The sequence below is a fragment of the Thalassomonas sp. RHCl1 genome, from assembly GCF_947387555.1.
Classification (GTDB): Bacteria; Pseudomonadota; Gammaproteobacteria; order Enterobacterales; family Alteromonadaceae; genus Thalassomonas.
Map to the genome: position 1 here is coordinate 329,105 of NZ_CANDNZ010000006.1, position 22,287 is coordinate 351,391.

Annotated in this window: 26 protein-coding genes; 16 read left to right on the plus strand and 10 right to left on the minus strand. The window is 49.6% G+C overall.

The features are described 5' to 3' along the window. Positions 1-2: 2 nt before the first annotated feature. From gspE to QL234_RS18555, 10 genes are read left to right on the plus strand one after another with little or no spacing between them, the layout of a single operon-like run. A complete protein-coding gene (gspE, locus tag QL234_RS18510; RefSeq protein ID WP_281559276.1) occupies positions 3-1,661 on the plus strand; it encodes a type II secretion system ATPase GspE in 1,659 nt (552 codons plus the stop codon). Between the two features lie 8 nt (positions 1,662-1,669). Continuing rightward, on the plus strand, positions 1,670-2,887 hold the full coding sequence (gene gspF, locus QL234_RS18515; protein WP_044834272.1) for a type II secretion system inner membrane protein GspF: 1,218 nt from the start codon (positions 1,670-1,672) through the stop codon (positions 2,885-2,887). Between the two features lie 11 nt (positions 2,888-2,898). Further along, positions 2,899-3,345 (plus strand): type II secretion system major pseudopilin GspG, encoded by a 447-nt coding sequence (gene gspG, locus QL234_RS18520; protein ID WP_281559277.1) that lies wholly within the window; start codon positions 2,899-2,901, stop codon positions 3,343-3,345. 2 nt (positions 3,346-3,347) lie between these two features. After that, complete coding sequence (gene gspH, locus QL234_RS18525; protein ID WP_281559278.1) at positions 3,348-4,013, plus strand: type II secretion system minor pseudopilin GspH; 666 nt, start codon at positions 3,348-3,350, stop codon at positions 4,011-4,013. Further along, complete coding sequence (gene gspI / locus QL234_RS18530; RefSeq protein ID WP_281559279.1) at positions 4,006-4,386, plus strand: type II secretion system minor pseudopilin GspI; 381 nt, start codon at positions 4,006-4,008, stop codon at positions 4,384-4,386. Before gspH ends, gspI begins: the two co-directional genes overlap by 8 nt. Beyond that, the gene (gene gspJ, locus QL234_RS18535) at positions 4,386-5,120 is read left to right on the plus strand and encodes a type II secretion system minor pseudopilin GspJ (protein ID WP_281559280.1); all 735 of its coding nucleotides are present in this window, start codon (positions 4,386-4,388) and stop codon (positions 5,118-5,120) included. Before gspI ends, gspJ begins: the two co-directional genes overlap by 1 nt. Further along, a complete protein-coding gene (gene gspK, locus QL234_RS18540) occupies positions 5,120-6,124 on the plus strand; it encodes a type II secretion system minor pseudopilin GspK (protein ID WP_281559281.1) in 1,005 nt (334 codons plus the stop codon). The genes gspJ and gspK overlap by 1 nt, the downstream gene beginning before the upstream one ends. Beyond that, positions 6,124-7,413, plus strand: coding sequence for a type II secretion system protein GspL (gene gspL, locus QL234_RS18545; protein ID WP_281559282.1), 1,290 nt, complete (start codon positions 6,124-6,126; stop codon positions 7,411-7,413). Before gspK ends, gspL begins: the two co-directional genes overlap by 1 nt. 2 nt (positions 7,414-7,415) lie before the next feature. Next, a complete protein-coding gene (locus QL234_RS18550; protein WP_281559283.1) occupies positions 7,416-7,883 on the plus strand; it encodes a type II secretion system protein M in 468 nt (155 codons plus the stop codon). Further along, positions 7,883-8,626, plus strand: coding sequence for a type II secretion system protein N (locus QL234_RS18555; protein ID WP_281559284.1), 744 nt, complete (start codon positions 7,883-7,885; stop codon positions 8,624-8,626). Before QL234_RS18550 ends, QL234_RS18555 begins: the two co-directional genes overlap by 1 nt. Positions 8,627-8,649: 23 nt before the next feature. On the opposite strand, the gene yrfG is transcribed toward QL234_RS18555, so the two are convergent. Beyond that, complete coding sequence (gene yrfG / locus QL234_RS18560) at positions 8,650-9,327, minus strand: GMP/IMP nucleotidase (RefSeq protein ID WP_281559285.1); 678 nt, start codon at positions 9,325-9,327, stop codon at positions 8,650-8,652. 321 nt (positions 9,328-9,648) lie between these two features. On the opposite strand from yrfG, the gene nudE reads away from it, so the two are divergent. The 3 genes from nudE (at position 9,649) to QL234_RS18575 (ending at position 11,843) form a co-directional block, all read left to right on the plus strand. Further along, positions 9,649-10,200: an ADP compounds hydrolase NudE gene (nudE, locus tag QL234_RS18565; RefSeq protein ID WP_281559286.1), complete on the plus strand. Its 552-nt coding sequence runs from the start codon at positions 9,649-9,651 to the stop codon at positions 10,198-10,200. Positions 10,201-10,202: 2 nt separating this feature from the next. Then, positions 10,203-11,021 (plus strand): 3'(2'),5'-bisphosphate nucleotidase CysQ, encoded by an 819-nt coding sequence (cysQ, locus tag QL234_RS18570; protein ID WP_281559287.1) that lies wholly within the window; start codon positions 10,203-10,205, stop codon positions 11,019-11,021. Between the two features lie 237 nt (positions 11,022-11,258). After that, complete coding sequence (locus QL234_RS18575) at positions 11,259-11,843, plus strand: YceI family protein (RefSeq protein WP_281559288.1); 585 nt, start codon at positions 11,259-11,261, stop codon at positions 11,841-11,843. Between the two features lie 71 nt (positions 11,844-11,914). On the opposite strand, the gene QL234_RS18580 is transcribed toward QL234_RS18575, so the two are convergent. From QL234_RS18580 to QL234_RS18605, 6 genes are all read right to left on the minus strand, one after another. Beyond that, positions 11,915-12,145, minus strand: a complete 231-nt coding sequence (locus tag QL234_RS18580) for a YheU family protein (protein WP_281559289.1) — start codon at positions 12,143-12,145, stop codon at positions 11,915-11,917. Beyond that, entirely contained in the window at positions 12,142-13,119 is a 978-nt protein-coding gene (locus tag QL234_RS18585) for a hydrolase (RefSeq protein ID WP_281559290.1), read from the minus strand. The genes QL234_RS18580 and QL234_RS18585 overlap by 4 nt, the downstream gene beginning before the upstream one ends. 86 nt (positions 13,120-13,205) lie before the next feature. Next, positions 13,206-13,895, minus strand: a complete 690-nt coding sequence (locus QL234_RS18590; RefSeq protein ID WP_281559291.1) for a flagellin — start codon at positions 13,893-13,895, stop codon at positions 13,206-13,208. Between the two features lie 196 nt (positions 13,896-14,091). After that, entirely contained in the window at positions 14,092-14,220 is a 129-nt protein-coding gene (locus QL234_RS18595; protein ID WP_084692860.1) for a DUF3149 domain-containing protein, read from the minus strand. Between the two features lie 92 nt (positions 14,221-14,312). After that, on the minus strand, positions 14,313-15,047 hold the full coding sequence (locus QL234_RS18600; protein WP_281559292.1) for a tetratricopeptide repeat protein: 735 nt from the start codon (positions 15,045-15,047) through the stop codon (positions 14,313-14,315). Between the two features lie 85 nt (positions 15,048-15,132). Then, the gene (locus QL234_RS18605) at positions 15,133-17,037 is read right to left on the minus strand and encodes an ATP-binding cassette domain-containing protein (protein ID WP_281559293.1); all 1,905 of its coding nucleotides are present in this window, start codon (positions 17,035-17,037) and stop codon (positions 15,133-15,135) included. 168 nt (positions 17,038-17,205) lie between these two features. On the opposite strand from QL234_RS18605, the gene QL234_RS18610 reads away from it, so the two are divergent. Then, on the plus strand, positions 17,206-17,400 hold the full coding sequence (locus QL234_RS18610; RefSeq protein WP_281559294.1) for a YheV family putative zinc ribbon protein: 195 nt from the start codon (positions 17,206-17,208) through the stop codon (positions 17,398-17,400). A gap of 52 nt (positions 17,401-17,452) precedes the next feature. Here QL234_RS18610 and QL234_RS18615 read toward each other — a convergent pair whose 3' ends face one another. Further along, a complete protein-coding gene (locus tag QL234_RS18615; protein ID WP_044834256.1) occupies positions 17,453-17,692 on the minus strand; it encodes a SlyX family protein in 240 nt (79 codons plus the stop codon). Next, the gene (locus QL234_RS18620) at positions 17,674-18,669 is read right to left on the minus strand and encodes a hypothetical protein (protein ID WP_281559295.1); all 996 of its coding nucleotides are present in this window, start codon (positions 18,667-18,669) and stop codon (positions 17,674-17,676) included. The genes QL234_RS18615 and QL234_RS18620 overlap by 19 nt, the downstream gene beginning before the upstream one ends. A gap of 123 nt (positions 18,670-18,792) precedes the next feature. On the opposite strand from QL234_RS18620, the gene fkpA reads away from it, so the two are divergent. Further along, entirely contained in the window at positions 18,793-19,554 is a 762-nt protein-coding gene (fkpA, locus tag QL234_RS18625) for an FKBP-type peptidyl-prolyl cis-trans isomerase (protein ID WP_281559296.1), read from the plus strand. 351 nt (positions 19,555-19,905) lie between these two features. Continuing rightward, positions 19,906-21,204 (plus strand): glycosyltransferase, encoded by a 1,299-nt coding sequence (locus tag QL234_RS18630; protein ID WP_281559297.1) that lies wholly within the window; start codon positions 19,906-19,908, stop codon positions 21,202-21,204. A gap of 10 nt (positions 21,205-21,214) precedes the next feature. Here QL234_RS18630 and QL234_RS18635 read toward each other — a convergent pair whose 3' ends face one another. After that, positions 21,215-22,132: a S1/P1 nuclease gene (locus QL234_RS18635; RefSeq protein WP_281559298.1), complete on the minus strand. Its 918-nt coding sequence runs from the start codon at positions 22,130-22,132 to the stop codon at positions 21,215-21,217. Between the last annotated feature and the right edge of the window lie 155 nt (positions 22,133-22,287).

Here is a 22,287-nt window from a genome sequence, read left to right on the forward strand (position 1 = left end):
TGATGAAAGTTATGGATAGGGAGGCTGAGGTGACAGAGCCGGAAACATTTTCAGCCGCGCCTGAACAAGTAAAGGCTGAGCAGGCAGAAGCTGCGCAGGTGGCGGCTGAGCAAATCGCCACTGAGCAATTTTCAGGGACAGAGCAGGATGACACTGCCGGGTTCGACGACGGGCTTGAGCAGCAAGGTCCTGCGGCCGACTTAAGCCTGTCGTTTGGTTTTGCCAAGCGCCACAGTGTGCTGATCAGCCAAGAAGAAAGCGGCCTGGTACTGGCCTGCCTGAAAAGCGTTGATGCCGACATCCTGATGGAAGTGCGTCGCCGGGTGCGGGCGCCTTTTAGCGTCGAATTTCATAGTGAAAATGAATTTGAACAGTTGCTGACCCTGGCATACCAGCGGGATTCCTCCGAAGCCAAGCAAATGATGGAAGACATAGGTAACGAAGTCGACCTGTATTCGCTGGCGGATGAAATGGTGGAATCGGAAGATCTGCTGGAAAATGAAGATGATGCGCCGATTATTAAGCTGATCAATGCCATGTTAAGTGAGGCGATCAAGGAAAATGCCTCGGATATCCATATCGAAACTTTTGAAAAGGCGCTGCAGATACGTTTCCGTATCGACGGCGTGCTCAGGGAAGTGTTAAAACCCAACCGTAAACTGGCCTCTTTGCTGGTGTCGCGTATCAAGGTTATGGCCAAGCTGGATATCGCGGAAAAGCGTATTCCCCAGGATGGCCGTATTTCCCTGCGTATCGCCGGCCGTGCGGTGGACGTGCGGGTCTCGACTATGCCTACCGGCCATGGCGAGCGGGTGGTATTGCGTTTATTAGATAAAAACGCGGCCCGCCTTGATTTACAAGATCTGGGGATGACAGATTCTAACCGTAAGCGTTTCAGCGATTTAATCGATAAACCCCATGGTATTATCCTGGTAACCGGCCCTACCGGTTCCGGTAAGAGTACCACCCTTTATGCCGGTTTAACCCAGATAGACAGCCGGGAAAGAAATATTCTGACGGTAGAAGATCCGATCGAATATGCCATCGAAGGCATAGGCCAGACCCAGGTAAACAACAAGGTCGATATGACCTTTGCCCGCGGCTTGCGCGCTATTTTGCGTCAGGATCCCGATGTGGTGATGGTGGGGGAAATACGTGACCTGGAGACCGCACAAATCGGTGTGCAGGCGAGTTTAACCGGTCACCTGGTATTATCGACTTTGCATACCAATACCGCCGCCGGCGCCATTACCCGGATGGAAGACATGGGGGTTGAACCTTTCCTGTTATCTTCATCCCTGTTAGGGGTGCTGGCACAGCGACTGGTGAGGACCTTATGTCCGAATTGCCGCGAAGCCCATTATCCGGATGAAGAAGAAATTCATATGTTAGGCCTGGGGGATGATAATACCCAGCAGATATACCGCGCCGTGGGTTGCAGCGAATGTAACCATAAAGGTTATAAGGGACGTATGGGTATCCACGAATTGTTAGTCGTGGATGACAAGGTCAGGGAAATGATCCATAACGGCAAGGGCGAACAGGCGATTGAGAAATTTGTCCGCCGCAGCACCCCGAGTATCCGCCGCGACGGTTTCGATAAGGTGATGGCCGGTTTAACCACCCTGGAAGAAGTTTTACGTGTCACGCGTGAAGATTAGGGGGTGAAATGGCAGCATTTGATTATCAGGCGGTAGACAACCGCGGCAGAACGAAAAAAGGGGTGATCGAGGGAGATACCCCGCGCCAGGTGCGCACCCAGCTCAAAGAGCAGGGACTGATGCCGATCGAGGTGGTGCCCAGCCTGCAAAAAACCAAGCAAAATACCAAAAAAACCGGCGGCAGGGGCAAGGTCTCTGCCGCTGAGCTGGCACTGATGACCCGTCAGCTGGCAACCCTGGTGGAATCAGGTTTGCCGCTGGAAGAATCCCTGATGGCGGTGGCGGAGCAATGTGAAAAAAACCGCATCAAAAGTATGGTGATGGCGGTGCGTACCAAGGTTACCGAAGGTTATGGTCTGGCAGAGAGTATGGCGGAGTTTCCGCAAATATTCAGTCATTTATACCGGGCCATGGTCGCTGCGGGGGAAAAATCCGGTCATTTGGACAAGGTATTGAACCGTCTGGCGGACTATACCGAACAAAGACAAAAAATGCGCTCCGATTTGATCCAGGCGCTGGTTTACCCGGTGATCATGACCCTGGTCGCGGTCGGGGTGATTGCAATCTTATTGGTGGCGGTTGTGCCGAAAATTGTCGGTCAGTTTGAGCATATGGGGGCAAACCTGCCGGGTACCACCCAGTTTTTGATTTCCTCCAGTGACTTTTTACAGGCCTATGGTTTATTTATCCTCTTGTTTATCATGCTGGTGATGATGGGCTTTTCCCGGTTATTGCAAAAGCCCGCCTTCCGCCTGGCTTACCACGAGCGGCTTATTGCCATGCCCGGTATCGGTAAAGTCGCCCGCGGCCTTAATACCGCCCGTTTTGCCCGTACCTTAAGTATCTTAACTGCCAGTGCCGTGCCTCTACTGGAAAGCATGCGTATTTCCGGCGAGGTACTGGATAACCTTTATATCAAGCAAAAGATCAAAGAATCGGCGGACAAGGTACGCGAAGGCTCGAGTTTGCGGGTGTCGCTGGAACAAACCAAACTGTTTCCGCCTATGATGCTGCATATGATCGCCAGTGGTGAAAAAAGCGGTAAGCTCGAAGGCATGCTGGAGCGGGCGGCGGATAACCAGGACAGAGAATTTGAAGCCTTGATGAATATATCGTTAAAGGCATTTGAGCCGGCACTGATGGTGTCTATGGCCGGGGTAGTGTTGTTTATTGTCATGGCAATTTTACAACCTATTATGCAACTAAATAATTTAATGGGAACTTAAGCAGGAAGTTAATGATGAAAAATTTACACAAAGCGAAAAAAGCGCGTGGTTTTACGCTACTGGAAGTAATGGTAGTGATCGTGATTTTAGGTATTCTCGCCAGTATGGTGGTACCTAACCTGATGGGCAGCCAGGAGCGCGCCAATGTCCAAAAAGCGGTTTCTGATATCAATGCCCTGGAAACCTCGTTAAGTATGTACAAGATGGATAACTATAACTACCCGAGCACAGATCAGGGGCTGGAAGCCTTAGTGACGGAAACCGATATTGAGCCGCTGCCGCGCCGCTTCCCTGAGGACGGTTATGTAAAACGTTTACCTCAAGATCCTTGGGGCAACGACTACCAGTTATTAAATCCTGGCGAGCAGGGCAAGATGGACGTTTTCTCCATGGGACCGGACGGTGAAGTGGGTACCGAAGACGATATCGGTAACTGGAACCTGGGTGATTATCAGTAATCATGACTTTGGGCAGGCAAGGGGCCTTTGCCGCTGTTAACGCATCGGGCAAAGGTTTACGGACAGGACGTGGGAGCAAAGGTTTTACTCTGATCGAGGTGATGGTGGTGATTGTGGTCATCGGCATCATGGTCTCCCTGGTACAGTTTTCAACGTCGGGTAGCCGCCCGGAAGAAAAACTCAGGCAAGCCAGCCAAAGGTTTGCCGGTGTGTTCGATATTGCCGCCGAATATTCCATGCTCAACAATGTCGAGTTGGGCCTGCTGGTAGATAAAAATAGCTACCAGTTTGTCGGTTATGACGGAGTCCGCTGGAGTCCGTTGCCGGATGAAGATTTATTTGCCTCCTACAGTGTGCCGGAAGATCTGGTTATAGCACTGGAACTTGATGACCTGCCGATAGAAGAGCCTGCCTTATATGACCGCAGTATCTTTGAAGTGGAAGAGGAAGATAGTTTTAGCGAAGAGGAAGAAGAAAAAATTATTCCCCAGGTCTATATCCTCTCAGGCGGTGATATCACGCCTTTTAGCCTGACCTTTAGTTTTATCGAGGAGTTAGTGCTGGATGAGGAATTTGCCTACCGGGTGACAGGCTTGTTTACGACGCCTTTGACCATGGAGTTTTTAATTGACGGCAAAGTTATCGCAGGACCGGAAGCCGATGAATAAGTTTGTTAAAACCGCCGGTTTTACTTTGATTGAAGTCATGTTAGCTATGGCGGTGTTTGCTATTGCCGGTGTTGCCTTACTCGGGGCAGCCGATACCAACTCGCGCAACCTGGGTTACCTGGAGCAGAAAACCTTTGCCGACTGGGTGGCGGCCAATCAGTTAGTAGCGACAAGTCTGGTGACCACCTGGCCGCCGAAAAATAATAAAAAAGGCAAGGTAGAAATGGCTGGCCGCGAATGGTTCTGGCAACAAAAAGTGGTAAAAACCGCCGATACCAATATGAGACAGGTGGTAATGGAAATCCGTTTAGAAGAAAAAGCCGAAAAACCGCTCACCAGTTTGACCACCTACCTGGCCAAGGGCAGCCTCTAATGAAGCCCTTTGCTAATTACCGGGGTTTTACCCTGCTGGAAGTGCTGATTGCTATTGCCATTTTTTCCGTGGTCAGCCTGTCAAGTTTTACTATTTTCGATACCGTGCTTTCCAGTGAGGAAGCCTCTAAAACCCGCACCGAGCGCATGAACGAGTTGCAGCGGGCGTTTTTATTGATTGAAAGGGATCTGACGCAAATTGCCCGTCGCAGTATCCGGGTGAACGGTGAACAGCCCCTGGACGGCTATATTCATACCGACGAGAGCAGTTTTTTTTCTGAAACCCAGGCCATAGGTTTTGTCCGCAATGGCTGGACTAACCCGGGTTTGTTATTGCCCCGCAGCGACATGCAGTCGGTGGCTTACCAGCTAAACGAAGAAACCCTGGAGCGTTTGCATTTTAATTTTGTCGATGCGGTGCCGGGAGAAGAGCCTAAAGTACGGCCTTTGATCTCCGGGGTAACTTCGCTGAAATTTGACTTTTTTGACGGTAAAGAGTGGCAGGAAGAACTGGCCAAGGGCACTTTGCCGCTGGCCATTGCCATTGAAATTGAACTGGAAGATTATGGCCTGGTGCGCCGCCAGTATTTAGTGGCGGGTGATATGCCTGAAGACAGCGGTCCCGGCGCTTCGTCGCGCGGCAACTCCTCACAAGGCAAAGGTTCGAATAATAATGGCGGTAACTCGGCAGGCGGCGGAAATAACTCCGGCGGTGCCTCTAAGGGGAGCAAATAATGGCCAGGCAGCAAAAAGGGGTCGCGCTGATCACTGTGATGCTGGTTGTTGCCCTGGCATCGATACTGGCAACCCAGATGACCGCCCGTTTGCAATTGCAGATGCAGCGCACCACCAATGTTAACTTTAACCAGCAGGCCTATTGGTATGCCATGGCAGCCGAAGCCTATGGTAAAAGGGCAATCTTGCTGATCAATGAGGATGAGCCGGATGTCACCCATCTGGGCCAGGCCTGGGCGCAGGGAGAAGTCAGCTATCCGGTGGATTTTGGCCAGATCACAGCCGAGGTGGTTGATTTACAGGCGTGTTTTAATTTAAATGCCTTAAGGGCTCCGGCGAGTTCGCAAAATGCCAATAACAGCGGCAATGGCGGCAATAATAAATCGCCTGCCCATCAAGCCTTTGAAAAATTGATCACCGACCTGAATGTTGAAGGGGTCGGGCAATTTGAAGCAGAATATATGGCGGATGCCTTAGCGGACTGGCTTGATGACAACAGCTCCATTGTCAGTGCCGGCGGCGCCGAAGATAATGATTATGCCGCCAAAGAGTTTCCCTATCTGCCGGCGAATAACTTACTTGGCAGTGTCAATGAGTTGCGTATTGTCGAGCACTTTACCGTGCCGGTGATCAATGCCCTTAAGGAGCATGTGTGTGTGATCCCGGGTGAGCCTACCCTGGCGCTGAATATTAATACCGTGGATGCCGAGAAGGCGGTGGTGTTGCAGGCGTTATTGGATATCCCGTTATCGGATGTTCAGCAGGCATTGTCTTCCCGCGATGAGGAAGGCTTTCAATCGGTAGACGATTTTTTTAATTTGCCTGAAATAAGCAAGGCGAAATTAGATGATGATAAGAAGAAGCAGTTTGTTGTCGACAGCGAATATTTTAAGCTAAGAACAACAACCAAGTTTAACAATAGTTATTTTGCACTGAATTCGATTATGAAAGTAGATAATAATAATCAGGTACAGGTAATTAGCCGCACTATAGGACGTGATTGATGGCTGAAACTTTATTTATTAGACTGCCCAGCCAGAGCCAGGAATGTATTCATTGGTTGATCTGGTCCGGGGCTAACCGTGAAATTATTGCCAGCGGCGAATTGGACCATACCGGGCAACTGGGCGAACTGAGTGACAAGGCGGAAAACCGCCAGGTGACGGTTTTTGTACCCGGTTGTGACGTCTCATTGCGGCGCTTGAAAGTGCCGGGTAAATCCGGCCGTGCTGTCCGGCTTGCGGTTCCCTATATGCTCGAAGATGACCTGGCTCAGGATGTCGAGCAGCTATTCTTTGCCTACGGCAATATTAAAGAAGATGAGCAGGGGCATAACTGTTTTACCGCGGTAGTTGATCGCGAGCAAATGCACTTATGGCAAAGCTGGCTGGCGGATGCCGGCATTAGTACCAAGCATATCATCCCGGATGTACTGGCAATGCCTTTATCCGAAAATGATGATAGCTGGTCAGCCGTTGGTTTAGGGCAACAAACGCTAGTGCGCCAGGGCCAGTGGCAAGGGCTATGCCTGGATAACGGTATTTGGCCGCTGATGTGTGAAAAATGGCAGCAGGCAACGCAGACACCAAGTGAAAGCGATGATGGTGAAGTTTCAGATGAAGATCATGAAGCCCCCGATAGTGAAAACAGTTCGGCTGAGCTGGTTATTGATGCCTATTCGGCGCTTGAGGGGGACGATCAGCTTATTATCCGGGCACAGCCGGAAGAGCTGCCGCTAGCTCTGTTGGCACAACATGTAGACCCTTCTCTGGTAAACCTGTTACAGGGAGAATTCCAGCAGGTGCAGCCGAGATCTAAAGCCACCACCAGCTGGCTGTGGGCGGCAGGTATTGCCGTATTTGCCCTGGTGATGAATGTCGGCATTAAAGGTGCGTCACTGATGCAGGTATCTAATCAGCAGGCAGCGGTTGAACAGCAGATAATCGACACTTATAAAAAAGCATTTCCTGCCACTAAAAGGGTGCGGGTAACCACGATCAAATCGCAGTTAAAGCAAAAGCTTAATGAATTGGGGCCGGGCAGTAGCAGCGGTGGTTTCCTGGAAATGCTGGCTAAAGTACAACCTGCTTTTGCCACTGTGCCCGGACTGAAACCGGCATCAATTAAATTTGACAGCAAACGCCAGGAATTACGCCTGCAGGCGCTTGCCAGTGATTATCAGCAGTTTGATAAATTTAAGAATGCGTTGGAAAAAGCCAGGTTAACGGTGAACCTCGGGGCGCAGAGCAACCAGGGTGAGCAGATTTCCGGCTCATTTAGTATTAAGGGATAATCATGAAGGCTAAATGGCAACAACTCAATGCTCGCGAGCAAAAGTCGATTATGGCGTTAAGCGCTGTGGTACTGGTGTTTCTTTTATATAGCCTGGTGTGGCAGCCGCTTAATGAAAACCTGGCGAAAACCCAGTCCAAGCTCAAACGTCAGCAAGAGCTGCTGGCCTGGGTCAGCGATAATACCGCCCGCTATCAGCAGGCCAGTAAAAACAAGCAATCATCCAGGGGCGGCAGCTTATCCAGCATAGTTAACCGTACCGCCAAACGTAACGGTATCGGCATTACCCGGATGCAACCCCAGGGCAATGATATTCAGATATGGATCGATGAAGTTTCTTTCAGCCAGCTGCTGCAGTGGTTGGAGCAACTGTCCAATAACGAAGGTTTAAATGTCAAATCCATAGATCTCAATAATGCCAAGCAACCCGGGGTTGTCGGTGTGAGACGCTTGCAGTTAGGAAGAGGTTAATGAAGCAGGGTACTGTTTACGCTGGCGTATTTGTTGGCGTTTATTTGATTTTCGTTATTGCCACCATACCGGCCAAATTAATTTTTAACTTTGTTTCTTTGCCTAAGGGGGTTGTTGTTGAAAACCTCTCTGGTACAGTATGGCAGGCGGAAATAAAGCGCCTGGCGACACAAGATGTTGAGCTCAACCGGGTCACGGCCAGTTTGAGTCCCTGGTCCTTGCTGGTATTCGATCCTGCCGTCAGCTTAAGCTTTGGCGATGACTTATTGCCCGGCCCCCAGGGGGAAGTTCAAGTGAGTGGTTTACTGGGCAATCTGACCCTGTCGGATGCCGATATCCTGTTGTCGGCCAACGACATTTCCCGGCAGCTGGATTTACCTGTACCTGTCAATGCTTCCGGCGATGTCTCGGTGAAACTGGATACTTTAGTGTTCGATAAGCCGTTTTGCGCACAGGCGGCGGGACTGGTTTCCTGGCAAAAGGCGAAAGTGACGGCATTGGAGCAAAGTGTGACCTTGGGGCCGCTCAGTGCCGATATCAGTTGTGAACAAGGGGCACTGGCTTTTAATATCCAGCCGAAAAATGATTTAGGGCTGACCTTTTCCGCTTATTTGCGCCAGGGAGGCAAGTTCTCCGGGCAGGGCTATTTGCAACCCGGCGACAAGTTTCCCGAATCCCTTAAAGGGGCATTACCTTTCTTAGGAAAAAAGGACGCCCAGGGGCGATACCGCCTGGGTTTCTGATCCCTCTTTTCATCCCGGCCGGTTTATTTGCTGACCGGGGTGTTTCTGATCTCCTCCAATAATACCCTGTAGTCGGTAATTGACTGATATTCCGTGATGTTACGCTCTGCCTGCTGGCTGTCCGGATTGGCAATGGCCAGCAGATGTTTGATACCGTATTTTTTTGCCGAGTTGAGCACCGGCAGGCTGTCATCAACAAACAGGGTATTTTCCAGTGTAAACGGGTGTTTTTGTTGCAGCCTTTGCCATAACAGCTGCGATTCTTTGGTGGCGCCGAATTCATGGGTGGAATATAGGCTGTCAAAGTATTGATCCAACTGGGTACGCTCGACTTTCAGTGACAAACTGTCCGGGTGGGCATTGGTCACCAGCACCACTTCACGGCCAGTTTCACGTAAGGCGTTAAGAAAGTCTACAGCATCTTCCCTCAGGCGAATTAAGTGCTGTATTTCCCGTTTCAATGTGGTGATCGGCAACTGGGTTTGTTCCTGCCAGTAATCCAGGCAGTACCAGGCGATGGTACCGGCAACCCGCTCATAATGGCTATGCAGTTTTTCCTGTGCCTGCTCGAAACTGATGTTGGCATATTCGCTGTAACGCTTGGGCAGATGTACCAGCCAGAACTGATTATCAAAATGTAAGTCCAGGATAGTGCCGTCCATATCGAGTAAAACGGTGGAGATTTCAGACCAGTTGAGCATAAGGTATCGCTTTTTGTTTCTCTTAGATGTGGAGTCATGATAGCCAATTCGCGGCTTTTAGTTAAGTAGATTACCTGCCTGGTAAGAGATGTGCAGCTTGCTTGCCGGATAAGGGGTCGTGAAAATATTATCGCTTTTGCTTGAGGGGCGTAATTATCCCGGCCTGGTAGGTTGCATCCTGGCTTATGAATGTGTTTAATTATATTAAAGCGATAAATCACTGACTAATGCCTGCCTTGTGTAATCAAAGCGCGGGTATCTATTTAAGTTTATCGTCCCGTTAGCCGCTATTTATAACAAGAGATCAGGCCGCCGATAAACATGACAGCTAAGACCCAGTTACCTAAAATCACCCGAAGGAAGCAAGTCGCCAAAAGTCGATTTTTTGCCATTGAACAAATCGACCTGACCTTTAGCAACGGGGTGCAACGGGAATATGAACGCATGCAGGGCTCGGGCCGTGGAGCGGTCATGATAGTGCCGCTGCAAGAGGACGGCTCTATTTTGCTGGTCAGGGAATATTGCGCCGGCACCCATAGTTATGAGCTGGGCTTTCCTAAAGGCTTGATTGATCCCGGGGAAACGGCACAAGTGGCGGCCAACCGGGAACTGCAGGAAGAAATCGGCTTTGGCGCCGAGATTTTACAGCCTATCCATCAGGTAGCCATGGCGCCGGCGTTTTTTAACGCCCGGATGGATATTTTTCTTGCCCGGGGCTTGTACCCCCAGTCACTTGAAGGGGATGAACCTGAACCGTTAGAAGTTGTCAGCTGGCAGCTGGATGATTTTCAGGCACTATTGACGGATCCAAATTTTACGGAAGCGCGCAGCATAGCTGCATTGTTGTTGGTGGTAAATCACTTGAGAGGCTAGATATGGGCGAAGACCGACTGTTGGATATCGCGCTGCAAAGCGCCAGGTTAGCCGGTGATGAGGTGATGAGTTATTATCGCCAGGGTAATTTCGATACCGAAATAAAAGGCGATGAAAGCCCGGTAACCAGTGCCGATCTCGCCGCTAACCGGGTGTTGATGGACAGGTTAAAAACCCTGACTCCGGATATTCCCGTTATCTCGGAAGAACTTGATATCGAGGGGCTTGAACAGCGTAAGCACTGGTCGAAATACTGGTTACTCGACCCGATAGACGGCACCGGTGAATTTATTATCGGCAGTGGTGATTTTGCCGTGAACATTGCCTTAATTGAAGACGGTTGGCCCAGTATCGGGGTGATCCATGCACCGGATCATTGCCTGACCTATTACGGACAAAAGAACCTCGGTGCCTTTAAAGATAATGACCAGGGTAGCCACCAGATCCGGGTTGCAGCCTATAAACCCGGGCAAGCAGTCAAGGTGGCCATCAGCCGCCGGCAAGAGCTCTCTTTGATGGCGCAATACCTTAACAAGGATTATGACTTTGAGTATGTTGCCTTGGGCAGCTGTTCGTTAAAAAATTGCCTGATTGCCGAAGGCGGCGCCGATTGTTATTTGCGTATTGGCCCTACCGGCGAGTGGGATACCGGCGCCAGTCAGTGTATTTTAGAGCAGGCGGGGGGGGCCATTTTAGACAGCGAGTTTAACCCCCTCAGCTATAACCGTAGGGACACGCTCATTAACCCGGACTTTATCAGTATGGGTAACGGTGACTTTCCCTGGAAACAAATCATACATCCCCATAAAACTGCACGTTAAAGCTTATTCCGCCCTATCCCGGGCCTGGTGCCCGGGTACTGTTTCTCGCCGATCACTGGCTAACGCTATTATAGATAAAGATTATTTCTTGCAATCTGGTGATTTAGCGATGAGTTTTCGCTAGTTAATCTTTTGCGCTTGGTTATAATTGTTATGATAACTTTTTGTGTCCAAAGAAAAATAAATTGACCCGAACCGGCGGCGTACAAACGGTGACGGGTTTAAAAGGAGAAATACGTGCGTATATTATTATTATCATTATTGGTGAGTTTAACGACCTTCCCGGCATTTAGCGCCTGGTTACTGGATAACCAGTTTTCAAAACTGAGTTTTGTGACCATAAAAAAAGGCGATATTGCCGAAAATCATCATTTCGCCCGTCTGGCGGGGAAAGTCAATAAAGAAGGTAAGGTGGACTTTACCGTAGATCTGACCAGTGTCGATACTAAGATTGCCATTCGTGATGACCGCATGAAACAGTTTTTGTTTAATACCGATAAATTCCCTAAAGCCAATTTTAAAGCCAAATTGGATATGCAGAAAATCGACAAGCTTGCCAGCGGCAAAACCCTGCTGATGCCGCTAACTGGCAGCATCAGTTTGCACGGGCAAAAGCAGGAAGTCAGCACCCAGGTATTGGTGGCCAAACTCACTAAGGATAAGTTTGTTGTCTCCAGTATGCAGCCGGTACTGATCAATGCCAAAAATTATGATCTGGTTGCCGGTGTTGCCAAGTTACGTGAGCTGGCGGGTTTGCCCAGTATCAGTAATGCCGTGCCGGTAAGTTTTGTTTTATCTTTTAACCAGGCCCATACCGGTTAGTTTTTCCGTTAGGAAAAAACCAGGGAGCAGTTTATCTGCTCCCTGTCTTTCTTGTTTCAATTCCGTTTCAGTTACTCGTGCGTGTCGGCATTAAATTGATCTGCGGGCATGATGTTGACGCTTTCATAGAGTTCAGAATAAACCAGTAACGCGCTGCCGTCGGCAAGCTGCCGTTTAACTTGTGCTATTTTAGTCGATAAATCGATATCGGCGGCGCCGTATTCTGTGCCTTCCCTTAATACAAATTCTTCGATTACCGCGGCAAGTACCTCGGGGGAAAGTTTATCTGGCGGAATGATCATGTTTTTAACTGCTCCTTAAGGTAGGCAGGCACTCTGTGCTCTAGCCAAAATTTCGGTTTAAACGGGTTATTGCCGGCAATAAAGCCGACATGGCCGCCGCGGCGGCAAAGTTCAAAAACTGTGCTTGCCGACAGCTTGAGTTGGGAGGTGATATGCCGGTGGCTTAGAAAGGGATCGTCCATGGCATGGATCACTAAACAGGGCTGGCGAATATCTGCCAACAGGTCCCGGCTGCTCATTTGCTGATAATAGTCTTCGGCATCAGCAAAGCCATTGATGGGGGCAGTTACCTGGTTGTCAAAGTCACGTATGGTGGCAATGTCGGTCAGGCTTTTGGTATCTAACCGGGTGAGTTGCCGCCGGGTGATTTTTTCACGGGTGCTGGCTTTGAGCATTTTCACCAGATATTGCTGGTAAATTTTAGAAAAGCCCCTGTTGATACGGTCGCTGCAACTGGAGAGGTGCAGCGGGGCGCAGATGATCACCGCCGCCTGATACGGATTGTCCGGGGTCAGGGCCAGATAGCGGGCTAAGACATTGCCCCCCAGTGAAAAACCTATCGCCGAAAGCGGACAATCGGGATAGCGTTGCCTGAGTAAATCGGATAAATAGCTGATATCCCGGGTATCGCCGGAATGATAAGAGCGGGCCTGGCGGTTGGGTTTACCGCTACAGCCGCGAAAATGCATTAACACTCCAATCCAGCCCCTTTGTTTGACGGCTTTGAGCATGCCTTGGGCATAATGGCTCTCGACCGAACCCTCCAAACCGTGCAGCAACACCACCAAGGGCCGGGTATTATCCGGCGGTGGAATTTCGGTCCAGGCAAGATCGATGAAGTCGCCGTCAGGCAGTTCCAGTGTTTCCGTGATCGTCGCCAGCGTTTCTTTTCGGCGTAAATACTTGGCGACTATGGTTTGTAAGTGAGGGTTTGCTAACCACCAGGCGGCTTTAAACTGACTTTGATAAAACATAAAACCGGGTACGGCCTGTAATTGTTTACTGGACTGATATTGTAAGGCAAAGACGGTAAAAAGCCTAAATTAATGCCAGAAAAGCTTTATAGCAGCTGGTCAATCAGCAGCCCCTTACGGCTTTCCTCGTCGCGTTTATTTAATAATGCGATTTGAAAGCGGGTCTCCGCCTGGTCTCTCTCTCCCGTCACCCGGGCAAAGTCGGTGTCTTCTATTCGCGAGCGGCTGTCACTCAGGCTGACCCTGCTAATCTCATACGTGGCCACCTGGCTCGCTAACGCATTACTTTCAGCTCCCAGGCTCGATGCCCTGTCGTTGATATCGGCCCGGGCCGTTTCTAATGCCGCCTGGGTGGTGGCGGGATCGCTGGCGTCGAGGCGCTGGATAAAATCATCTTCCCCCAGGGCTTCTCCGGCTATGACATTAATTTCTTGCGTGATCTGATCTAACTCACCCTGAATGGCATCTCCCTGATAGAGGGGGTTTCCGGATTGAATTGCCAGCACATTGGCCCGTTGCAGGCCGTCATTAATGGCGCTGAGTTGCGAATCCTGTACCTGGTTGATATTGACCTGATCCCTGGCATTGGTTGCCAGCTGTTCAAAGGCATTTATGCCGGAAGTAAGACGGTTGCTGATCTGCAGGCCTGCGGCGTCGTCGGCGGCGCTGTTGATACGTTTGCCGGAAGCGAGTTGTTCCTGAGCCTGTTCACGCTCTTTATTGATACGTTCAATAAAGCTGAGGTTGGCTGAGCTTTGCTTGATGGAAAAATCCATAATAAGGCCCTCTATTGACTATATGCGGGAGTCCTTATTGGAAATTATACCACAGGCAAGCCAGAGTCTGCTTGTTTTTTGAACAGGGTTAACTCAGGTTCAATGGGAAAAATGTCAGATGTTAAATAGCGAAAAGCACAGCAGACAGCAAAGCAAGATAATCCGCAGTATAACAGGTGCTGGTTTTCCCTGGCTGTTAGTTATTTTCTTTGATGTTTTTCATAAAGAAATAGACATAAAAGGCACAAATGCCAAGTACGATAGCCAGTCCGCCAAATGAGAACCAAATTACCGGGTCTTTTAATAATGTTGCGAAAATATCCATTACAGGCTCCTTAATTAATCTACTGTTTTAGTGTAATTAAAGAGCCGGTATGGGCTTATGATTTAGATCAACGAATGATCTGTTTCAAGGGATCAGATCAAGCCCTTATAGGCTTCTTTGGTTTTCAGGTCGACTTGCATCATGATTTTGCGGTACATGTCTTCGGCTTTGGCGCGGGATTCTTCGATCTGCTCGACGCTTAAATCCCGTTCATCCATATCCCGGCTTTTTTGTGCCTGGACATAACCGTTTTTCGCGGAAATGATGTTCCAGATATAAGACTTTTCAATATCTTTCTCTACCCCTTTTCCTTCGTAGTACATCAAGGCGAGGTTAAACTGCGCCAGGGCATAGTTTTGGTTGGCGGCTTTTTCGTACCAGCGGGAAGCGGTTAAATAATTCTTCACAGTTCCTTCGCCGTTATAAAACATCACCCCTAAATTGAACTGGGCGCTGGGCAGGCCTTTTTTCGCGGCTTTTTCCGTAAGCTCAAACGCCATTTTGGCATTTTTCTTGACGCCTATGCCGTCACTGTACATTACCGCCAGCTGAAACTGGGCATCCGGGTAGTTTTGATCCGCCGCCAGGGAAAATAACTCAAAGGCCTGGCCGGGATCTTTTCTGACGCCGTTGCCGTTAAGGTAAATCAGCCCCATCTGGTATTGCGCCGGAGCATAACCTTCAACCACTAACGGTTTGAACTCCTGAATAGCCGCTTTAAATTCCCCCCGGTTAAGCTGATAGATACCTAGTTCGAGATCATTGGCATAAGCCGAACTGGCTGTGCCCAGTGAAAGTAACAGTAACGCTAATACGCTTTTTTTCATAAGAACTCTCTGCTGTCAATCCGGTGAAATTGCTACCCTTTATTGTAGCAAGTTATCGTAAAAATAGAGTTAAAACAATACGCAGTTATTCTGAAGCCTGTGACATGATCTCTTCTATCTGCTCTTCAACCTCCATCCACTCCATCTCTGCCGCTTCGATATCCTGTACCAGGCTGGCTTGTTGCTTTAATAATTCCGTCAGGCGTTTTTTATGTTCGCTTTGATAAATTTCACTGTCGGCAAGTTCGGCTTCAACTTCTTGCAGGCTTTGCTGCCACTGGTGAATATTTTTCTCGAATTTATCCGCCTGTTTTTTCAAAGGCGCGGCTTTTTTGCGTAACTCTGCCTGTTCTTTACGTTGTTGTTTTTTATCGACAACATTTTCTTTAGTGACTTTATTGCCCTGACCGGTGAGCTTTTTGTCGTCGTTGAGCCATTGCTGGTAGTCATCAATATCACCGCTGAAGTCGCTGACCTGGTTGTTGGCCACCAGGTAAAACTCATCAACACAGGATTCCAGTAAGAACCTGTCATGGGCGATCAGGATAATGGCCCCGGCAAATTCCTGCAGTGCCAGTACCAGTGCCTGACGCATTTCCAGATCCAGGTGGTTGGTGGGTTCATCAAGCAGCAGCAGCTGGGGTTTTTCAAGCACGATCAGCGCCAGTACCAGGCGGGCTTTTTCGCCACCGGACATAGTGCCGACCTGGCCCAGGGCCTGATCGCCGCTAAAGCCGAAACGGCCTAAAAAGGAGCGGGCCTGCAACTCGGTTAAGGCCGGTTTGGCTTTTAAAATATGGTTGATGGGGCTGGCATCGGCATGTAACTGCTCCAGCTGGTGCTGGGAAAAATAACCGATTTTTAATTCCTGGGCACAATAGCGTTCACCGCCCTGCAGTGCCAGCTCTCCCGCCAGGGATTTGATCAAGGTGGACTTACCGGCGCCGTTGCGTCCCAGTAAACCGATACGGCTGCCGGGCACCAGGGTGAGGTTGACCTGGTTTAAAATAATGGCATTCTCATGGTAACCGCACTGGCTGTCGGTTAATGACAGCAGCGGATAAGGCAAACTGTCCGGTTGTTCGAAAGTAAAGGTAAACTGGGTATCGACATGGGCGGGGGCTAAATCCGGCAGCTTTTGCAGGCGCTTTAACCGGCTTTGTGCCTGTTTCGCCTTGCTGGCTTTGGCGCGGAAACGGTCAACAAAAGAGGTCAGGTGGGCGACTTCTTTCTGTTGTTTTTGATATTGCGCATCTTGCTGGGCCAGGTGTTCGGCGCGCTGGCGTTCAAAGGCGGTGTAGTTGCCCGAGTATAATTTGGCCCGCTGTTGTTCGATATGTAAAATTTGCCCGATAACATCATCGAGAAAATCTCTGTCATGGGAAATCAGTACCAGGGTGCCGGTAAAACGTTTCAGCCAGCGTTGCAGCCAGATCACCGCATCTAAATCCAGGTGGTTGGTGGGTTCATCCAGCAGCAGCAGGTCGGCGCGGCTGATCAGCGCCTGGGCCAGGTTTAGGCGCATGCGCCAGCCACCGGAGAAATCTTTTACCGGGGCACTGAGCTCGTGTTGCAAAAATCCAAGGCCGTGCAGCAATTCCCCGGCCCGGGCGGGCAGGCTGTAACCATTAACCGCATCGATTTTATTGATTAATATCGCTTCTTCATTGCCGTCGTTGTTGGCCCTGGCCTTTTCCAGGTGCTGTTCCAGCTGGCGAAATTCTTTATCGCCGTCCATGACATAATCCAATGCCGACATTTCCAGCGCCGGGGTCTCCTGTTTTACCGTGGCAATTTTCCAGCTGCCGGGCATACTGATGCTGCCGCTGTCTGGCTGTAGTTGTCCTAACAGCGCGGCGAATAAAGAGGATTTACCACAGCCATTTGCACCGACCAGGCCGACCTTATGATTGGGGTGTATGGTGAAGCTAGACGATTTAATCAGGTTTTTAACCCCCCTGTCTAAGCTTAATTCGTTGGCTACGATCAATCTTTGTTCCTCTTTTTACGTCGCGGATATTATCAGCGGCTATTGTCGCTTTTCCTGAGGGGCTTATTCAAGGTAAAATATACACTTTAGTTGTGATCAGCCTTGCTGCTTTAACGCTATAAAGCGCTTTTAAAGTAGATAGGGGCGAGCAGAAGTGTGAATTAAAACGTGAAAAAACGATTTATTGCCGGGGCGATATGCCCTAAATGCAAGGCCATGGATACCATGGCCCTGACCAAAGAGCAGGGCGTAGAAACCGTTACCTGTGTCAGTTGCGGTGAACAGATGAGCCAGCCCGAGGAGCATGTGACCACACAAGTACGCTCCAATGAGCAAGTGATAGGGGTTTTTAAGCCGGAATAAAAGTGCCCGGTTTTATCTTATCAGATCAGTTTTTACCCTTTCACCTTTATTGTTAGTAATGGGGCGGGGGCGGTTCGACTTCATTTTTCATGCCCTGTGCGGCAGTACTGTCTTTGATGCGGCTGGCAAGGACTTGTAGCTGGTATTTCAGATCGGCAATTTGTGCCTGGTGTACTGCCAGCTCCTGGCTGAGCTGTTCGATGACGTCGTCCTGAAAAACATTGCGGGCTTCGAGGGCATCAATACGTTCTATCAGGGCGGTCAGGGGATTTTCTAGTTTGTTATCGGCCATAATTCGGCATATCCGGAAGAGCTTTCGGTTAATATGTGGTTATTATCGCGAAAAGCCACGCTATACACAACCGCACCCGCCGGCCGGATATCTTCCCTGGGGCTGACCCGCCAGCTTTTCAGGCGTTTGCCCGTGCTGATATCCCACAAACTGACCTTTCTCGACGGCGCGCCGGTGAGCAAATGCTTGCCGTCTTCGGAAAACTGTACCGAGCTGAATACTTCCTGGCGGTTGGTATATTTTAAATTGCCGATACGTTCGCCGGTTTTTAAATCCCAGATATAGGCGGCTTTTTTGCTGTCGGCGCTAAAGGCGTAACGCCCTTTGGGGTCCAGCGCCACCTTAGTGACCCGGCTGGGGTGGTTAAAGCGGTAGATCACCTGGCCCGAGCGGGTATCCCAGACATAGGCGACAAAGTCATTGGAGCCGGAAATGGCGACGCGGCCGTTGGGCAGCATATCCACCGAGTTGATCCTTTCCTGGTGGCCGAGAAATTCCAGCCTTCGCCCGGAAGCTAAGCTGACATGCACCACAGTACCATTACCTTTACCCAGCAGGATATGGCCGGCGTTGTTGGACAGGGCGATATCTCGGATGCGGGATTCCCTGACTTGCCAGTAACCCTGCGCCTCGCCGGTAGTAATGTTCCATAAGGCAAAATTGCTGCTGCTGGCGGTGAGCACATGGCTGTTGTTATCACTGATATCCGCTGCCAGCACCAGGTTGTCTGCGCTGTCCTGCTGCTGGAACCAGGTATATTTCAGGGCGTTTTTTTCCAGGTCCCATAAGCTGATGCCGTGGTGAATGGAAGAGACCACGCTTAAGCTGGCGTCATTGGAAATATCGGCGGCATAGGCGCCTTCTACCGCATGTTGCCAGCGCTCGCTGGGGGGGCTGCCGGAAGGCTGGCAGGCAGTGAGTAACAGCGAAAAAATTAAGAAAATCGTTGCTTTTAAAGTCTTATTACATTTGTACAAGATATTAATACTTTTTTCTCTCGGCATTTCTCGTTAGTATAAAGCGTTTTTATCGTATTGTTTACAATATTTCAACTGCGGCTTGGGGGCGATTCTCCAACTGTGAAAAAAATGGAGAAATAAATGAAATTGTTCAAACCCACTATGGTGGCTATAGCACTTGTTTCTGTACTTGGATGTCAGGAAGCAAAACAAGAAGAAAAAGCCGCGGTATTAGACACTGAAATTCAAAAGCAGGCTTACGGCCTGGGTGCGTCTATCGGTATGTATATGGAGCGTAACCTGGAAGAGCACACCAAAATGGGTCTTTCGCTTGATAAAGAGCTAATTGTTAAAGGTTTTGTCGACAGCCTTGAAGGTAAGTCCCAGATCGAAAAAGAAGAGATCCAGGCGTTGCTAACTAATCTTGAGCAAACCATGAAAACCAAACAGCAGGAAATGGCCAAGCAAGAAGCCGAAGCCAGTTTAGCCGAAGGGCAGAAATTCCTGGAAGAGAATGGTAAGAAAGAAGGTGTTACTACCACAGAATCTGGTATCCAGTATTCAGTGATCACCGAAGGTAGCGGCGAGAAGCCAAGTGCTACCGATACCGTAGAAGTTCACTATAAAGGTACTTTCTTAAACGGCGAGACTTTCGACAGCTCTTATGACCGTGGTCAACCGGCTGTATTCCCGTTAAACCGCGTGATCCGCGGTTGGACCGAAGGTGTTCAGCTGATGTCTGTCGGTTCTAAATATAAATTCACTATCCCATCTGATTTAGCCTATGGTCCTGTCGGTAATCCGCCGCGCATCCCGGGCAACTCGGTATTGGAATTTGAAATTGAATTATTGAAAATTCAAAAGCCTGAGCAACCGGCTGAAGTTGGCGATAAATCAGAGTAATGCCTGATGAATAACGGACCGGAATAATTACCGGGCCGTTTATTTGCTGATAAAGCGAAGAATATGAGAGCCAAAGCGGGTGACGATCCGCTTTGGCTTTTTTTATATACAGGATGTATGACACGATCATAGGGGCATGAAGGAGTGGCTATATACAGGATGTATGGTCAGTTTATTTGTTCCCGACATAAACTAAGTACCTGCATCCATGCAGGCAATGGCACGATCATAGGGACATGAAGGAGTGGCATCCGGCAATATTTCACTTAACCGCGTTATTACATCTCGTGCCCCGCGCCTTATTTCCGTATAATCCTCCCTGTTTTTCCTTCTGTTATAAAGTTAGTTTTCATGAAGCATGTTTTGATCATAGGTTATGTCTGGCCCGAGCCAAATTCTTCCGCCGCCGGCAGCCGTATGATGCAATTAATCGAGTTTTTCAAGGCTCAGTCCTGGTCGGTGACCTTTACCAGCCCGGCGCAGCGTACCGAGCACATGGTGGATCTGGCCGCCTTTGGTGTCGACAGCCAGGATATCAGTTTAAATTGTCAGAGTTTTGATGCTTATATTGAACAGCTACAGCCGGATATGGTGGTTTTTGATCGCTTTATGATGGAAGAGCAGTTTGGCTGGCGGGTGCGTCAGCAATGCCCGCAGGCGATGACAATACTTGATACCGAAGATCTGCAATTTTTACGTCATGCCCGGCATCAGGCCCATAAGGGGCAGCGTGAAGTTTTGCCGCAAGATTACCACTCGGATCTTGCGAAACGGGAAGTGGCGGCAATTTTTCGCTGTGATCTCAGCCTGATAATTTCCCAGGAAGAAATAAACTTATTGACCCGGTTACATAAGGTAGACCGACAGTTATTGCATTACTCTCCTTTTATGTTGGAAGAGCAAGTCTTATCGCAGGAGAATCCGGATTATGAACAGCGCCAGGGTTTTATTTCTATCGGTAATTTTCGCCATGCCCCCAACTGGGATGCGGTATTATGGTTAAAGCAGCAGGTATGGCCGTTAATTCGTAAAGCCTTGCCGGGTGCGCAATTGTATATTTATGGCGCTTACCCGCCGCCGAAAGCGACGGCATTGCACGATACGAAATCGGGTTTCCTGGTTAAAGGTTGGGTCGACGATGCCATAGAGGCGATGCAGTCCGCCAGGGTTTGTCTGGCGCCGCTGAGATTCGGCGCAGGCCTTAAAGGCAAGCTGGCGGAAGCCATGATTTGCAATACCCCGTCGGTGACTACAGATATCGGCGCCGAAGGCATGCAAACCGATCAGGCGTGGGGCGGGGCCATTGCCAATGACGCCGAGGCGATAGCCGAAGCTGCGGTGGAGTTATACCAGCAACAAGCCTTGTGGCAGCAAAGCAGTATCAGGGGCCAGGAAAATGCCCGGCAGTTATTTCATCAACAGCAGCACTTTAGTGCGCTGGCAGATAAGTTAGCGCAAGTGGCCGAGGATTTAGCTGCTCACCGCCAGCAAAACTTTATCGGCGCCATGCTTAATTTCCATCATCACAGAAGCACCCAATACATGTCCCAGTGGATTGAATCGAAGAATAAGCTGGCGCACTTGCAGGAGCAGCAACAGCAGTCACTCACTCCTTCACAAGGCCTTTCACAAGAAAAGGAGCAGGATTAAGCGGGCAGGCTTATAAAGCCTGCTCCAGCAAAGCGTTCAGGCGCACTGCAGCCTGCAATATACGTTGTTGCAGCACAGGGGCGAATTTCATTTGATAATCTTGTCCGATAGTGACTTTGCAGCTGCCATAAGCTTTGCATTCCTTATCTTCGGTTAAACGGCAATAACCAACATCCTCCTGCCGTGTTATCTGCAGGGACTCGGTGGCCCATTGCCAGACATCGGTTTTTTGCCAGTTGCCGACCGGGGCGCTTTGCCATTGGGAGCTTAATTGCGCCAACAAGGCTTGTTGATGCGCCGCCAGTGCCTCCTTGCTTTCTGCCGGATAAGTGAGTAAACAGTCATCCCACAACCAGTGCATGCTGCTGCATTTTCCAAGGCTTGATTTTATTTCACTGCGGTTACCACCGAGATCGCTGGCATAGCTGATATGCAGCGGCTGGTGGATGTCGCCGAGCCAGTGCCCCAAAAACATCAGTGCCTGCAGCTTTTGCCAGTTATCATTTGCGCTGGCTAATTGCTGCTGGTGGAACAAGATCCCCCGGGTTACACAATTCTCCTGGCAGGTATCCGGGGTGATCACTTCAATATCCCGCTCGATATTCAGATAATGCCAGGGTTTAAAGGCATCAAAAGCTTCATCTTTTTTAATGGCATCTGCCCATAAACAGCTATCGGCGAAGCTGATATTGTCACTGCCTGCTGTGCCTCCGGCATAAGCGGCGATTTTTTTCCTGTGCTCCTTGGGTAGCTCGGCTAATAACTTGGTTATTTTCTGGCGGCTGGCCGGGGTAAGGTGATCGTAACTGAGCTGGCACACCAGTTGATGGCCCATTTTTCCCAGGGCAAAAGCCTTGAATGTGCCGGTTAAAAGTATTGCCGGCAGCAGTAACATCAGTATTTTTTTCAGTGATTTTTTTGTCAACATAAAGGCCTATGTCTTTGAGATAGTTAGCAAACAGTATAAAGTGCCAATGATACGGCCACAAGGCGCCAGCTGATAACACCGGGCAAGGTCCGGGCTGGCGCCTGTTGTTTTGTTAAAGAAAGTTTACTCGGGTAATGCCATTAATTCGCCGCCAA